Origin of the sequence: Pseudomonas petrae, assembly GCF_021728295.1 — a bacterium.
Lineage (GTDB): Bacteria > Pseudomonadota > Gammaproteobacteria > Pseudomonadales > Pseudomonadaceae > Aquipseudomonas > Aquipseudomonas petrae.
Genome location: NZ_JAKJXE010000008.1, coordinates 289,575 through 304,518, shown reverse-complemented (window position 1 = coordinate 304,518; position 14,944 = coordinate 289,575). Strand labels below are relative to the sequence as shown.

The following is a 14,944-nucleotide window of genomic DNA, read 5'->3' as shown; positions in this document are numbered from 1 at the left end:
GCCCCGTCGGCCTTAATGGAGCAACTATGTATCTGGTCTGTGGCGAAGCACTGTTCGACTTTTTCTGTCAGCCGGACAGCGGACAAAGCAACAAAGTAGGGTTTCAGGCCATTGCCGGCGGTTCGCCGTTCAACGTCGCCGTCGGGCTGCGCAGGCTGGGCATCGATGCCGGGTTTTTTGCCGGGATTTCCAGCGATTACCTGGGCAAGCGCCTGGCGACCGTGCTCGCGGAAGAAGGCGTGCGCGATGACTTTCTCGTGCACGTCGACGCGCCAACCACCCTGTCGATGGTCGCCGTGGGCGCCGACGGCTCGCCGCATTACAGCTTTCGCGGTGAAGGCTGCGCGGACCGGATGTTGAGCGTCGAGCATCTGCCGACGCTGGACGACAGCGTGCGTGGACTGCATGTGGGTTCGTTCTCGCTGGTGGTGCAGCCGGTCGCCGATACGCTGCTGACGCTGGTGCGACGGGAAAGCGCGAAGCGGTTGATCACGTTCGACCCCAACGTGCGTTTGAACCCGGCGCCGAGCATTGAGTTGTGGCGCAGTCAGGTGGCGAAGTTTGCCGAGCACGCGCACATCATCAAAGTCAGTGATGAGGATCTGGAGCTGTTGTATCCGGAGAAGGACGCGGCAGCGGTGGCCGAGGGCTGGCTGAAGGACAATTGCCAGTGGGTGGTCATGACCCGCGGTCGTCAGGGCGCGACGGTGTTTACGCGGGCGCTGGGCACGTGGTCGGTGGCGGCGCGCAAGGTGGACACAGTGGATACGGTGGGTGCCGGGGATACGTTTCAGGCGGCGTTGATTGCGTTTCTGACGGAGCGGGGTCTGGATGCGCCGGGCAGTCTGGCAGGGGTGGATAAGGCGACGCTGACGAAGATGCTGGAGTTTGCGGTGGCGGCGGCGGCGGTGACCTGTACCCGTGAGGGGCCTGATTTGCCGTACCGGGCGGAAGTCGTCTAGGTTTCTGCTTCTAAAAGCGGTGCACCGGATATTGAGTCATATCCATTGTTTAGGAGCGCTGGGATTATGGTTCCGCCCTTACGGCGGGTCACTTTTTCCAAGAGCCGAAAAAGTAACCAAAAAGGCCCTGCTCCTGGCTAGGTCCCTCCTCCGTCGGGATTCCCTCTCTCCGACGACGCTCCGTGGGCCCGCGCCGAACGGACATCCATGTCCTGACGGCGCTCTCGCGGCATCCATGCCGCTCGGCCCACTCCGCGTCGTCTGCGTTCAGCCTGCACCCAAGTCGCGTTTTGTGGTGTTTGAGCTTTCTGCGTATGAAGATCAAGAGCAGATCAAGAGCAGATCAAGAGCTTCCCGGCTAAAGCCGGTCCCACTAAAGCACCGCGTACACACTGTGATCGTTCCCACGCTCCGCGTGGGAATGCGTCCTGTGACGCTCCGCGTCACTTCCCCAGGCCTGAATGCGCGTCGTCTGCGGGACGCGGAGCGTCGGGGGCGGCGTTACCACGCGGAGCGTGGGAACGATCAGAACGCCAGCAGCATCTGCGGCCTGCGTGTCGAGAACGTCCTTCGGCGTGATGAAGATCCCCTGTAGGAGCGCGCTTGCCCGCGAATTGCGGTGGGTCAGTGGCATCTGTGTGGCTGACAGGACGCCATCGCGGGCAAGCGCGCTCCTACAATGAATGTGCATGCAGTCAGTGGGACCGGCTTCAGCCGGGAAGCTCTTGATCTGCTCTTGATCTTCATACGCAAAAAGCCCAGACACCACAAAACGCGACTTGGGTGCAGGCTGAACGGAGGTTTCGCGCAGTGGGTCGAGCCGCATGGATGCGGCGAGAGCGCCGTCAGGACATGGATGTCCGTTCGGCGCGGGCCCACGGAGCGGGACCGGAGTGAAGGAACCCGACGAAGTCGGGCCCAACCGAGAGCATAAGCCCTTGGTTACTTGGGGCTTTATCAAGTAACTCGCCGAAGGCGAAATGTCTGCCGTTAGGCAGACGCCCTTGACCTAAACGAAACGCTCTGCCGTTAGGCAGAGCCCCCGAAGTGTCAACCGATCAGGCCATCTCAGCCTTCGCCATGGCGATCCTGGTCTTCACCTCCTGCTCAGCGACCTGCTGATCCGTCTTCTGCTTCTGCAGCTCGGTCACCTGCTTGTCCACCGCTGCCTGCTCCTGCGGGGTCATGGCGTCATATTCCGCCTTGCTGACGCCCGTCAATCGCTGCCGCACCTTCTCCGCATCCGTCTGGTTCATGTAGGACAGAAACTGATCCTTCACCGAACCCACGCCGTCAGAACCCGCCGCGCCATCACTGGCCGCCAGTTCATCGGAGACGGTCTTGCTGACGGTGTCAGACGACGCGACCTGCTTGTCAGCGCTGGACACAAACGCCGCAGCCGCTGCCGCCTTGTCATCATCCGTCACCGACGACGCCGTGTTGGCCGCCCCTGCCTTGAGGTTCACCATCATTTTGGCAAACGACTCGTCGTAGCCCTGCTTGCCGTCATTACTGCTTTGCGCCGCGCCTTCGCCATTGCTCGCAATCGCCGCCACGGGTGTGGCAGCGCCGGCCATGGCGCTGGTGTAGGCATCCGTGTCCGCCGTGGCGTAATGCGTGTGGCTTACGGCCTTCGACACGAACTGCTGGATGGCACTGTTGCCGATTAACATCTTTCACCTCCTGTTCAGGTTGTCCGATGTAGCCCGACAGCAGCAAAACCGATGCCATACCGCGTGAGGTGTCCTGAAAGGCCCGCCAGCACTGGCCTGCAGAGCACGTGCCAAGCCACGACTGGCCGCGTAATCAAACAATGCTTGCCATCTGCGGCAGATTCTCGCCGCCGCGTTGCCGCAGTGGCCACAGCAGTGCATGACCCACAGCAATCTGCCACCTACCCACCAGTCACCAGCGCTACTTGAGAAACCCCTTCACCGCCTCATTCACCTTGTCCGCCTCACACGCCGGCGCCATGTGCCCGCAATCGTTGTTCAGCACCAGCAGCTGGGCGCCCTTCTGCGCCGCCAGCGCCCTGGAAGGTGCCGGGTCTACCATGCGGTCCTGTTCAGAAGTAATGATCAGCAACCGCGCCTTGATTTTCCCGGCCAGCGCGGCCATGTCGCCGTGACGCAGCAGGTCGAACGACGTCATCGCCTGCAACTGCCGGTACCAGTCGACCGTGCTGAACGGCTGGCTGGCTGTCGCCGCGGGCAGGTTTCCGGCAGGCGCGGGCCTGTTCGCCAGGGTCTTCGCCGCGCTGCGTTCGGGCGTCCACAAATAGCCGTTGTGTACCGCCGTGAGCTGTTTGAACACCGTGCCCGGCGCGTAGTTACCGTCGTTCCAGCCCGGTGCGCGTTCGATGGCGGCGAGTTCCGAATTCCACGCCTGCAGGTCGCGTTCGGTCGGGTGGGGCGTGGCGACGATGGTCACCACCTTGCTGGCGAAGTCCGGGTACATCACCGCCCACTGCAAGGCCTGCATACCGCCCATGGAGATGCCGACGATGGCGTGGGCGTGATCGATGCCCAGGTGCATGGCGAGCAGTCGATGTTGCGCCTTGACCATGTCGCGAATGCCGAACTGCGGGAATTTCAGGCGCGGCGCGCTGGGGCTGTTGGACGGCGAGCAGGACACGCCGTTGCCGATAGCGTCGAGCGCCACGACGTACCAACGATCAGTGTCGACCAACTTGCCGGGGCCGATCATGTCGGCCTGATCGGACGTCCGTCCGGCCAGCCAGGTCGGCACCAGCACGACATTATTGCGATCGGCCGCCAGCGTGCCGTAGGTGCGATAAGCCAACGCGCATTGCGTGAGTTTGCCGCCGGTCATGTTCAACGAGCCAATGTTCACGCGCTGCTGCTCTGCCGCCTGGCAGAAGCCCACACTCATCATGACCAACAGTGCACACAGTGCCCGGTCAGCGTATTGACGCAGTTTCATGGAGTCCCTTAGTGATAAAGCCTGGCGTGATACGCCTGAAAGGTTTGTGCCTACGGAAAACCATGTACATCACCACCATGCCGTCGCGCTGCGCCATCAGCGTAGACGGTTATGTCGTAGGAGCCAGGCGGGTTCATGACTATTTTTTCAGGCCATTCAATAGCCTGAGTCATTTATGGTTCTGCGCCGCTTTCACCCTTCAAGGCGACAGATATCAGAATGAGGACTCCCCCTGCTCCACCGGCGATGGTAGCGTGCGGTAGTTTCTGATCGAACGATCAGACATTTCTCTCAACATGCCTGCCAAGGAATGTCACACCCAATGGACTTTTCGCTCAAGCACCTCGCCGCCGCCACGCTGATGTTCGCCGGCGTCTCCGCCTTCGCGCCCGCCGCCTTCGCCAACCTCACCGCGCAGCAGAGCAGCACGATTGTCGGCAGTTTCAAAGAAAACGCCGTCACTGATTTCCGCCAGTTCCTCAAGACCGTCAGCACCACCGACGTGGTCAAGGCTGCGGGCATCGAGCCGGCGATCAACGCCTTCCTCGCCAATAAAAAGCTTTCCGCCGATGAGCAGAACGATATCCATCGCCTGCTGGGGGTTTATGCGCGGGTGAAATACGGCAGCGCCGCCACCGAAACCCTGCGCGAGCTGGTCGCCATTCCCACGTTCCAGACCCAAGGCGTCGCACAGCACGACAACCCGGCGTTCATCAAGATTGCCGAGAAAATCAAAACCCTCGCCCAGTCGTTCAACCTGACCTTCCGCAATATCGACAACCGCGTCTATGAAGTTTCCCTTGAGGGCTCAAGCCCTGAAGTAGTAGGGATTCATGCCCACGCCGACGTCGTCCCGGTCACCCCGGAAAACTGGGTGCTGGCCGATGGCACTCGCCTCGATCCGTTCAAAGTGACCCTGATCGGCGACCGCATGTACGGGCGCGGCACCGAGGATGACAAGAACGGCATCGTCGTCGCGCTGTACGCCATGAAAGTGATCAAGGAGGAGAAGCTGCCGCTGGCGCGCAATTTCAAGCTGCTGATCGACACCACCGAAGAAACCTCCGGCGACGCCATTCCCTATTACTTCGAGCGCAACCCGACGCCGGCCTACAATCTGGCACTCGACGGCAGCTACCCGGTGGTCATCGCGGAAAAGGGCTACGGCACGGTCATGGCCAGCTTCCCCCGCCGCACCGCCGAAGGCACGGGCGCAGAAATCACCTCGATAACCGGCGGCATGGCGACCAACCAGATCCCGTCGAAATCAGTCGTGACGCTGGTCAGCGATCGCCCGGCTGAACTGGCGGCCGAATTGCAAAAAGCCGGTTCCGATTACGCCCAGCGCAACGGCGGCAACTGCAAGATCGACGCAGAAGTCGCCGGCAAGGACGTCAAGCTGACGGTCACCGGCGTGTCGGCGCATTCCTCCGAGCCTGAGTCCGGGGTCAACCCGGTGGCGCGGATGCTCGATTTTATCAACGGCCTGGACGGTAAAGTCGCGCTCAAGCACAACGCAATCACCGACGCCGCGCGCTATGCCGCTGACAACTGGGGCCTGGATTACCTCGGCAGCAAACTGGGCATCGGCTTCAGCGATGAGTTCATGGGCCCGCTGACGGCCTCGCTGACCTACGTGGCGATGGACGACAAAGCCTTCAAGCTGGCGGTCAATCTGCGCGTGCCAAGGGGCAAATCACCGGAAGCGCTCAAGGCGGACATCGCGCAGAAGCTGACCGCATGGACCCGGCAGAGCCACATCACGCCGGGCCTGGATTACTCGATCGCCGAGCCGATGTACCGCAATCCCGAGGGTGAGTGGGTCAAGGCGCTGTTGGCCGTGGCCACCGAGAACCTGGGCATGGAGCACAAGTTCGGCACTTCGGCCGGCGCCACGTCAGTGCATGAGCTGCCCAACGGCGTGCAGTTCGGCCTGGCCAAACCCGACGTCAAATACACCGGTCACACCGACGCCGAGTTCAAGACCACCGAGCAGTTCCTGTTGGACTTGCAGATCGTCACCGAGATGATGGGCCGCATCGGTCAACTGCCGAAACTCTGACCGCCCTGCCCCGGGCCCGCTGCAATGGCGGGCCTGACTCGCGCCGCTGAATGCGCAGTCATCAGGGACTCAGTGCTGAAGCGTGGAGCCAGTCCGGCGCACGATCTTGATCGAGTGTTTGAGGTTGGGCTTGCGCGTCACGCTGATCGCCCGTTGGGTGACCGTGTCCAGGGTGATGTTCCAGAAGCCGGTGCTGGGCACGACGATTTTCGCCGGGAAGCGGTCGAAGGCGCCGCCGTGATAGGTGTGCCGACCGCCGTTCTTGAAACTGCGGAAGTTGGCGTCACTCATGAGGCGGATGTTGCAGGCGTTCGAGGACTCGATCACCACAATGTCGCCTTCATTCAGGTGTTCGCGTTGATGGATGAATTTCACGGGGATCCCACGGCAGTGATGAAAACGGGTGCGAGAATATCATGGAGCCCTGGCCCGGAAGGCTGTGGTCCCATGAACGCATCCGCTACAGAGCAAAAAAAACCTCATGATTGCTCATGAGGTTTTTCTGTTTCTGGCGCTTGGTTCAATGGGATGGCGACCGACGCCTTCCCGGCTGAAGCCGGTCCCACAAGTCGGCGTACACCCGATCCCACTGCATGCGTGGAACGCGTTTTAGTGGGACCGGCTTTAGCCGGGAAGAGGCCGGTGTGTACCCCATCAGTTTTGCAGTGTGGCAACCGACGCCTTCCCGGCTGAAGCCGGTCCCACTAGAAGACTGCATGCAGTCAGTGGGACCCGCGTGGGCGTGGCATCACGCCGGGGCGCTGGTGCGGATCAGGTGGTCGAAGGCGCTGAGCGAGGCTTTGGCGCCCTCGCCGACCGCTATGACGATCTGCTTGTACGGCACGGTGGTCACGTCGCCGGCAGCGAAGATGCCCGGGATCGACGTCTCGCCCCGTTGATCGATGATGATCTCGCCCCGTGGCGACAGCTCGACAGTGCCCTTGAGCCACTCGGTGTTCGGCAGCAGGCCGATCTGCACGAAGATACCTTCCAGCTCAACGGTGATTTCTTCACCGGTGATGCGGTTCTTGTAGCGCAGGCCGTTGACCTTCTGGCCATCGCCGGTCACTTCGCTGGTCAACGCGCTGGTCAATACCGTCACGTTGGGCAGGCTGTGCAGCTTGCGTTGCAGAACCGCATCGGCGCGCAGGTTGGCGTCGAATTCCAGCAGGGTCACGTGGGACACGATACCGGCCAGGTCGATGGCCGCTTCCACACCGGAGTTGCCGCCGCCGATCACCGCAACGCGCTTGCCTTTGAACAGCGGACCGTCACAGTGCGGGCAGTACGCCACGCCCTTGTTGCGGTATTGCTGCTCACCCGGGACGTTCATTTCACGCCAGCGTGCGCCGGTCGCCAGAATCACGGTCTTGCCTTTGAGCACGCCGCCGCTGGCGAACTTGACCTGGTGCAGTTCGCCATTCTTGCCCGGAATCAGCTGCTCGCCGCGCTGCAGGTTGATGACGTCTACTTCGTACTGCTTGACGTGCTCTTCGAGCGCAACGACCAGCTTCGGCCCTTCGGTGTGCTGCATCGAGATGAAGTTCTCGATCGCCATGGTGTCCAGCACCTGGCCGCCGAAACGCTCGGCAGCCACGGCAGTACGAATGCCTTTGCGAGCCGCGTAGATCGCTGCGGCGGAACCGGCCGGGCCACCGCCGACGACGAGCACGTCGAACGCTTCTTTGGCATGGAGCTTCTCGGCCTGACGATCACCGGCGCTGGTGTCGATCTTCGCCAGAATCTCTTCCAGGTTCATGCGGCCCTGGCCGAACAGCTCACCGTTCAGGTAGAGGCTTGGCACCGACATGATCTGGCGGTCGGTCACTTCTTGCTGGAACAGGCTGCCTTCGATGGCGACGTGCTGCACGTTCGGGTTGAGCACGGCCAGCAGGTTCAGTGCCTGGACCACGTCCGGGCAGTTCTGGCAGGTCAGCGAGAAGTAGGTTTCAAACTTGAACTCACCGGTCAGGCTGCGAGCCTGTTCGATGGTGTCCTCGGAGGATTTGGACGGGTAGCCGCCAACTTGCAGCAGCGCCAGCACCAGCGAGGTGAATTCGTGACCCATTGGCAAGCCGGCAAAGCGCAGCTTGATGTCCTGGCCCGGGCTGTTCAGGGCGAAGGACGGCGTGCGTGCATCGCTGCCATTGGTGTCCAGGGTGATCTTGTCGGAGCTGCTGACGATGTCATTGAGCAGGGTCAGCATTTCCTGGGATTTTGCGCCGTCATCAAGGGACGCAATGATCTCGATCGGGCGAGTGATCCGCTCCAGGTAAGATTTCAACTGAGCTTTAAGATTGGCGTCCAACATGGTTCGGCTTCCTTTTTCACTTTCAGGGTCTAGATGCTTTTCAGCGTCTGGATAACGGGTTCTGCAAAAAAAAACGCCCGAGCGATGACCGCCCGGGCGTTTTTTGGGGGCGATGCGGTTTACGTGCTTATGGGCTCATCGCCCCCGATCCGGTCATGACGACTTAGATCTTGCCAACCAGGTCCAGGGACGGTGCCAGGGTGGCCTCGCCTTCTTTCCACTTGGCTGGGCAGACTTCGCCCGGGTGTGCAGCAACGTACTGAGCGGCCTTGATTTTGCGCAGCAGCTCGGAAGCGTCACGGCCAACACCGCCGTCGTTCAGTTCGACGATTTTGATTTCGCCTTCCGGGTTGATCACGAAGGTGCCACGGTCAGCCAGGCCTGCTTCTTCGATCAGTACGTCGAAGTTGCGGGAAATGGTCAGCGTCGGGTCGCCGATCATGGTGTACTGGATTTTGCCGATGGCTGGCGAAGTGTTGTGCCAGGCAGCGTGAGCAAAGTGGGTGTCAGTGGAAACGCTGTAGATCTCGACGCCCAGCTGCTGGAATGCAGCGTAGTTGTCGGCCAGGTCTTCCAGCTCGGTTGGGCAAACGAAGGTGAAGTCAGCCGGGTAGAAGAACACCACAGACCATTTGCCTTTCAGGTCGGCGTCCGACACTTCTACGAAGTTGCCGTTCTTGTAAGCAGTTGCCTTGAACGGTTTGACTTGGCTGTTGATGATAGGCATCGGTGAATCTCCTGAGGGTTGTGAAAATGGGTGATACAAATTCGATGGGGAGGATACTACGCAAAATCGTCAGCAGGGACTCATTGGCAAAGCTCATGCTAACGATTGGTTTTGACTATAAGGATGCTTTATTAATAGAAGACGTTGTTGGTTAGGGTTCGGTTGGGCGACCCGCCCATTCGGCCGGAAAGCTTCCCGGCTAAAGCCGGCCATACTGATCCAGCCGGTCCTACACCCTCGACTCAATCAGACGTCGCAACCGCTGGGCCAGTTCGTCGATGCTGAAGGGTTTGGTGAGCAGATCCATGCCATCGTCGAGAAAGTCCCCGCGGACCTCCGCCTCTTTGGCATAGCCAGTCATGAACAGAACCTTCAGCCCAGGGCGATGCTGACGGGCGATTTCTGCCAGCTGGCGTCCGTTCAAACCGGGCAGCCCAACGTCCGTCACCAGCAGATCGATCGGCTCTGCCCCTTGTACAATCGGCAGCGCTTCATGGCTGTCGCCGGCCACTTCGACGCGATAGCCCAGATCTTTCAACACATCCACCACCAGCATGCGCACGTCAGGCTCGTCTTCGACCACCAGCACGCGCTCGCCCTGACTGGCGCGAGGCGGCTCAACGCTGCGGTCAATGGCGGGCGGACGCTCGGCGGCATCGTGATGACACGGCAACAGCAAGTCGATCCGCGTGCCGCGACCTTCTTCGCTGGAAATACTGACCCGGCCACCGGTCTGGTTGATGAAGCCATAAACCATCGACAGGCCCAGCCCGGTGCCCTGCCCGATTGGCTTGGTGGTGAAAAACGGGTCAAAGGCCCGCGCGATGACCTCGCTGGACATGCCCAGCCCGGTGTCCTGGACACGAAGGCGCACGTAGTCGCCCGGCGCCAGCGCATCCTGCAACAGGGCAATGTGGGTCAGCTCGGTCTGAATCAACAGCCGGCCGCCATCGGGCATCGCGTCGCGGGCGTTGATAACCAGGTTGAGCAAGGCGTTTTCCAGCTGGTGCTCATCAGTGTTGGTCAGGCACGAGGTCGCGTGCAGATCGACCTCCAGCTCGATGCTTTCGCCGATGGTTCGACGCAGCAGTTCTTCCATCGACGTCACCATGTGATTGACGTCGACGGGCCGCTGATTGAGGGACTGGCGACGGGCGAACGCGAGCAGGCGATGGGTGAGTGACGCGGCGCGGTTGGCCGAACCCATGGCGGCCTCGATGTAACGATCGATCTCCGACACACGCCCTGCGGCCACCCGACGCTGAATCAGGTCCAACGCGCCAAGCACGCCCGTCAGCATGTTGTTGAAGTCATGGGCGATGCCGCCCGTCAGCTGGCCGATGGCGTCCATCTTCTGCGCGTGGCGCAGGGCCTCTTCGGCCTGGGCGCGCTCACTGATTTCAATCTGCAGGCGTTCGTTGCTTTCGGCCAGTTCGCGGGTGCGCTCGGCAACGCGCTGCTCAAGACTCTCGTTCAGCTCGCGCAATGCATCTTCGGCACTGACCTGCGCCGTGATGTCTGTGCTCGTGCTCAGCCAATAGGTGATGCTGCCGCGCTCATCGCGGATCGGCAACGCGCGGGACAGGAACCAGCGATACTGGCCGTCCTTGCCGCGCAGCGGGAACGTGTCCTCCCATAACGAGCCGGTCGCGAAGCAGCGCTGCAGGCGCGACTCGACCCGCTGGCAATGATCAGGGTGATGCAACGATCGCCAACCCAGCGCCATCATCGCTTCATGGGATGTGCCGGTGTAGCTGTACCAGCGTTCGTTGTACCAATGGATGCGCCCGGCGGGGTCGGCGATCCAGGCCAACTGACTCATGTTGTCGGCGAGGCTGCGAAACTGCCGCTCACTTTCCTCAAGCGCTTCGGTTCTGGAAAGCGCCTGGTCATCAGGTCCTGCTGGATTCAAGGGCATGGCTGCCGAAAAACTCGTGCTGGTCAAAGAGTGGGTCCGTCCCTAAAAACAATGGCTCGTCCAGCTCCCTCCATGGAGGCCGGACCGTTCACGTGTGCCGTGCGGTGTTCAATAACGCGTGTTATGCAAGCCTTAGCGCGTCGGTGTGCGCATGGTAACGAATTCCTCCGCCGCCGTAGGATGCACGCCAATAGTGTCGTCGAAAATCTGCTTGGTGGCGCCGGCCTTGAGTGCGATCGCCAGGCTCTGGATGATCTCGCCTGCGTCCGGGCCGACCATGTGGCAACCCAGCACGCGGTCAGTTTTGGCATCGACCACCAGCTTCATCAGGGTGCGCTCCTGGTTGTCGGTCAGCGACAGCTTCATTGGCCGGAACTTGCTTTCGAACACCTGCACCTCATGCCCGGCCTTCAGCGCTTCGGCTTCGGTGAGCCCGACCGTGCCGATGTTCGGCAGGCTGAACACGGCGGTGGGAATGTGGCGGTAATCCACGGGGCGGTACTGCTCGGGCTTGAACAGGCGCCGCGCGACGGCCATGCCCTCGGCCAGCGCCACCGGCGTCAACTGCACACGGCCGATGATGTCGCCGACGGCGATGATCGACGGCTCGGTGGTCTGGTAGTCACCGTTGACCTTGATGAAGCCCTTGTCATCCAGCTCGACGTCGACGGTGTCCATGCCCAGGTTGTCCAGCATCGGACGGCGCCCGGTGGCGTAGAACACGCAATCGGTGTTGAACGTGCTGCCATCGTTCAGGCTCAGTTGCAAGGTGCCGTCAGCCAGCTTCTCGATGCTGTTGATTTCGGTCTTGAAGCGGATGTCCATCTCGCGCTTGGCGAGTTCTTCGTGCAGGTGGGTACGCACGCTTTCGTCGAAGCCGCGCAGGAACAACTCGCCGCGGTACATCAGCGAGACGTCAGCGCCCAGGCCGTTGAAGATCGAGGCGAACTCCACTGCGATGTAGCCGCCGCCGACCACGACGACGCGCTTGGGCATCTGTTCGAGGAAGAACACTTCGTTGGAGGTGATGGCGTGATCGCGGCCTGGAATATCCGGCACCTGCGGCCAGCCACCGGTGGCGATCATGATGTGCTCGGCCGTGTGAACCTGGCCGTTGATTTCGACTTCATGGGGACCGCGCAGGCGCGCATGGCCTTCCATCAGGCTGACGCCGCTGTTGGCGAGCAGGTGGCGGTAGACGCCGTTGAGGCGACTGATTTCACGGTTCTTGTTGGCGATCAGGGTGGGCCAGTCGAAGTGCGCCTCACCACTGCTCCAGCCATAGCCCTTTGCTTGCTCGAAGTCTTCTGAATAGTGCGCCCCGTAGACCATCAGCTTCTTCGGTACGCAACCGACGTTAACGCACGTGCCCCCCAGATAACGGCTCTCGGCCACGGCCACGCGCGCACCGAAACCGGCGGAAAAACGCGCCGCCCGGACGCCGGCCGAGCCTGCGCCAATTACAAAAAGGTCAAAGTCGTAGCTCATGTGTCTCTCCTAAGCGATGCGCTAGCATAACCGCTTGAGCGCGCTCGGCAAGTTCCGCAGGACAGAAACGACAAAGCCACCCGAAGGTGGCTTTGTCTGACAGCACAGCTAGACGCTGACTACCGATACAGATGCATCACTGAGTCGATTTGCCGGTCTTGTAGAAGTGCTCGAAGCAGAAGTTGGTCGCTTCAACGTAACCTTCCGCACCGCCGCAGTCAAAACGCTGACCCTGGAACTTGTACGCCAGGACGTTGCCTTCGGCCGCTTGCTTCATCAAGGCGTCGGTAATCTGGATTTCGCCGCCTTTGCCTGGCTCGGTGTTTTCGATTTTCTCGAAAATGTCCGGCGTCAGGATGTAGCGGCCGATGATTGCCAGGTTAGAAGGCGCGTCTTCCGGCTTCGGTTTCTCGACCATGTCGGTAACGCGGAACAGACCCGGCTTGATTTCTTCGCCTGCGATCACGCCGTACTTGTGGGTCTCGTTGGCGGGCACTTCCTGAATCGCCACGATAGAGCAGCCGTAATGCTTGTGCAGTTTGACCATCTGCGCCAGGACGCCGTCGCCTTCCAGGTTCACACACAAGTCATCCGCCAACACGACGGCGAACGCTTCGTTACCGATCAGCGGACGGCCGCTCAGAATCGCATGGCCCAGGCCTTTCATTTCGGTCTGGCGAGTGTAGGAAAAGCTGCACTCATCGATCAGTCTGCGGATACCGACCAGGTATTTTTCCTTGTCGGTGCCCTTGATCTGGTGCTCCAGCTCGTAGCTGATGTCGAAGTGGTCTTCCAGCGCGCGCTTGCCGCGGCCGGTGACGATGGAGATTTCAGTCAAACCCGCAGCAAGTGCTTCTTCCACGCCGTACTGGATCAGCGGCTTGTTGACAACTGCCAGCATCTCTTTTGGCATGGCCTTGGTCGCTGGCAAAAAGCGAGTGCCGTAACCGGCTGCAGGGAACAAGCATTTCTTGATCATATAAATCCTTGATGAGGCTGGGGGTGTTGCGGCGCAGTCTAATGAGGCGGCGATAACCTTACAATGCCCGCCACTGGCCGTTCGCTGCCTAGGTAGAGGAACGCTGAAGCAGATAGTTCCCCAATCCGCTCCGCTGAATTGTCCGGAACGTTGCCGTTCTCGAACAGGCGGTTGCCTGCCGCGACCTTGCCACGCTTCACCCACTGATTATTGGAATTCCATGCTGTCCATCGTACGAGGGCATCCAGCGCCGCGTAACCGCCGTTCGTTGACCCTCGCAAGCGTAGCCCTGTTCGCCGGCCTGCGGGGGGAAATGTTCGCCAGCGCGCATGGGAATCTGCCAGCGCTCGCGGAAAATTGTGCGATTGCCCTTTGCCATTTGCCCATTATCATGGGCGCCTGAATCACTGATCGAGATGAGTCGATGTCTGAAGTCAAAAGCGTGAACGGTTACCTGATCCAAAAGCTCCAGGACGGCCAATGGTGGCTGGTGGGCCACGATGGCGAGGCCGTTGCAGGGCCGTTCTCCAGCGAAAGCAGCGCCATTGAAGTCGCGGCCGTGTTCGAGGACACACCGGCCCCGCGTCGCCGGGCTGACAAGAAAGATTGATGACCTCGCCCGGCCAGTTCTGCAACGGGGCATGGCCCGGGCGGGTGTTAAAAAAAGCTGGCGCGCAGGTGCGTTTAAATCAAAGCGTGCGTCCTGCAAAAAATGTCGGGTGATGCCGGAACGATGGCACCCGGCCCAAGTCTGAGACTAGCAATATCAACGCAGCACACTCCACACCAGCCCTCATCGCGAAGCATTCCACCATGATCAAGATCTTATCCGTCATTGCTGTACTGAGCTTGACCGGCTGCGCGACTGCGCAGAACACCTATCTCAAAGACGGCAAGCAGGCACTGAGCATCGACTGCTCCGGCGAAGCCATGTCCTGGGCCGCCTGCTACGAAAAGGCTGACGCCTCCTGCGCGGGCACCGGCTACAACATCGTCAGCACCAACGGCACGCCGCAACCCAAGGAAGATGACAAGACCCTGGGCGTAGATGTCGGCAATTATAAAAACCGCACAGTGCTGGTGGTCTGCAAATAACGCTTATACCCGTTTAGCCCCTGAACCGCGTCACTCTATAACCGCTTCACTCGCCCGAGATGCAGGCCGTCACGGCGTGCTGCACGTCTTTGGGCCGCAGCGGATTGTTCGACATGCGCTCGAACAGCTTGATCGAGCTGCCGCTGGAGCGGGTTTCGATGTCGACGATGGCAGCAGGGTCACTGCTCAAGAGCTTCTGTGGAACGATGATACGCAACCCCTCATGGCGCGGCTCGATCTGCGGCGGCTTGCGGCTGTCCGAGATGCGTCCGACAAAGCACGCGGCATAATCCTTCGGCGACTTGCCGGACATGACGCTCATGGTCGCCGGGGTGTGTTCGATGTCCGTGACTGTGGCGCAACCGGTCATCGCCAGGGCCAGAATAACAACCGCCAATTTCATACAATCCCTCCAGTAAAGGTGCTTACGACAAGCCTGACCCGGATTAAATCCCGCGC

At 60.8% G+C, this 14,944-nt stretch carries 12 protein-coding genes and 1 pseudogene; 4 read left to right on the top strand and 9 right to left on the bottom strand.

What is annotated here, in order from left to right:
• The first annotated feature begins 26 nt into the window (after positions 1 to 26).
• Positions 27 to 962 (top strand): carbohydrate kinase family protein, encoded by a 936-nt coding sequence (locus tag L4G42_RS16310; RefSeq protein ID WP_237253216.1) that lies wholly within the window; start codon positions 27 to 29, stop codon positions 960 to 962.
• Positions 963 to 2,020: 1,058 nt separating this feature from the next.
• Here L4G42_RS16310 and L4G42_RS16305 read toward each other — a convergent pair.
• Together L4G42_RS16305 and L4G42_RS16300 are read right to left on the bottom strand one after the other, a co-directional pair.
• On the bottom strand, positions 2,021 to 2,635 hold the full coding sequence (locus L4G42_RS16305; protein WP_237253215.1) for a hypothetical protein: 615 nt from the start codon (positions 2,633 to 2,635) through the stop codon (positions 2,021 to 2,023).
• Between the two features lie 241 nt (positions 2,636 to 2,876).
• Positions 2,877 to 3,905 carry an alpha/beta fold hydrolase gene (locus L4G42_RS16300; protein ID WP_237253214.1) on the bottom strand — a complete coding sequence of 343 codons (1,029 nt, stop codon included), beginning with the start codon at positions 3,903 to 3,905 and terminating at the stop codon, positions 2,877 to 2,879.
• A gap of 322 nt (positions 3,906 to 4,227) precedes the next feature.
• Between L4G42_RS16300 and L4G42_RS16295 the strand changes: the two genes are divergently transcribed.
• Positions 4,228 to 5,967 carry a dipeptidase gene (locus L4G42_RS16295; protein ID WP_237253213.1) on the top strand — a complete coding sequence of 580 codons (1,740 nt, stop codon included), beginning with the start codon at positions 4,228 to 4,230 and terminating at the stop codon, positions 5,965 to 5,967.
• Between the two features lie 69 nt (positions 5,968 to 6,036).
• Here L4G42_RS16295 and L4G42_RS16290 read toward each other — a convergent pair whose 3' ends face one another.
• The 6 genes and pseudogenes from L4G42_RS16290 to galU form a co-directional block, all read right to left on the bottom strand.
• On the bottom strand, positions 6,037 to 6,342 hold the full coding sequence (locus tag L4G42_RS16290) for a DUF1883 domain-containing protein (protein ID WP_205483022.1): 306 nt from the start codon (positions 6,340 to 6,342) through the stop codon (positions 6,037 to 6,039).
• A 373-nt stretch (positions 6,343 to 6,715) separates the two neighbouring features.
• Entirely contained in the window at positions 6,716 to 8,278 is a 1,563-nt protein-coding gene (ahpF, locus tag L4G42_RS16285) for an alkyl hydroperoxide reductase subunit F (RefSeq protein WP_237253212.1), read from the bottom strand.
• Positions 8,279 to 8,441: 163 nt separating this feature from the next.
• A complete protein-coding gene (gene ahpC, locus L4G42_RS16280; RefSeq protein WP_122534640.1) occupies positions 8,442 to 9,005 on the bottom strand; it encodes an alkyl hydroperoxide reductase subunit C in 564 nt (187 codons plus the stop codon).
• A gap of 229 nt (positions 9,006 to 9,234) precedes the next feature.
• Positions 9,235 to 10,896: pseudogene (locus L4G42_RS16275) on the bottom strand (hybrid sensor histidine kinase/response regulator); the annotation flags it as partial.
• A 159-nt stretch (positions 10,897 to 11,055) separates the two neighbouring features.
• Positions 11,056 to 12,411, bottom strand: coding sequence for a glutathione-disulfide reductase (gorA, locus tag L4G42_RS16270; protein WP_237253211.1), 1,356 nt, complete (start codon positions 12,409 to 12,411; stop codon positions 11,056 to 11,058).
• Positions 12,412 to 12,547: 136 nt separating this feature from the next.
• Positions 12,548 to 13,390 carry a UTP--glucose-1-phosphate uridylyltransferase GalU gene (gene galU / locus L4G42_RS16265; protein WP_237253210.1) on the bottom strand — a complete coding sequence of 281 codons (843 nt, stop codon included), beginning with the start codon at positions 13,388 to 13,390 and terminating at the stop codon, positions 12,548 to 12,550.
• A 424-nt stretch (positions 13,391 to 13,814) separates the two neighbouring features.
• Between galU and L4G42_RS16260 the strand changes: the two genes are divergently transcribed.
• Positions 13,815 to 14,000: a hypothetical protein gene (locus L4G42_RS16260; RefSeq protein ID WP_237253209.1), complete on the top strand. Its 186-nt coding sequence runs from the start codon at positions 13,815 to 13,817 to the stop codon at positions 13,998 to 14,000.
• Between the two features lie 203 nt (positions 14,001 to 14,203).
• Complete coding sequence (locus L4G42_RS16255; protein WP_237253208.1) at positions 14,204 to 14,485, top strand: hypothetical protein; 282 nt, start codon at positions 14,204 to 14,206, stop codon at positions 14,483 to 14,485.
• Positions 14,486 to 14,531: 46 nt separating this feature from the next.
• On the opposite strand, the gene L4G42_RS16250 is transcribed toward L4G42_RS16255, so the two are convergent.
• Positions 14,532 to 14,888 carry a hypothetical protein gene (locus L4G42_RS16250; RefSeq protein ID WP_237259501.1) on the bottom strand — a complete coding sequence of 119 codons (357 nt, stop codon included), beginning with the start codon at positions 14,886 to 14,888 and terminating at the stop codon, positions 14,532 to 14,534.
• Between the last annotated feature and the right edge of the window lie 56 nt (positions 14,889 to 14,944).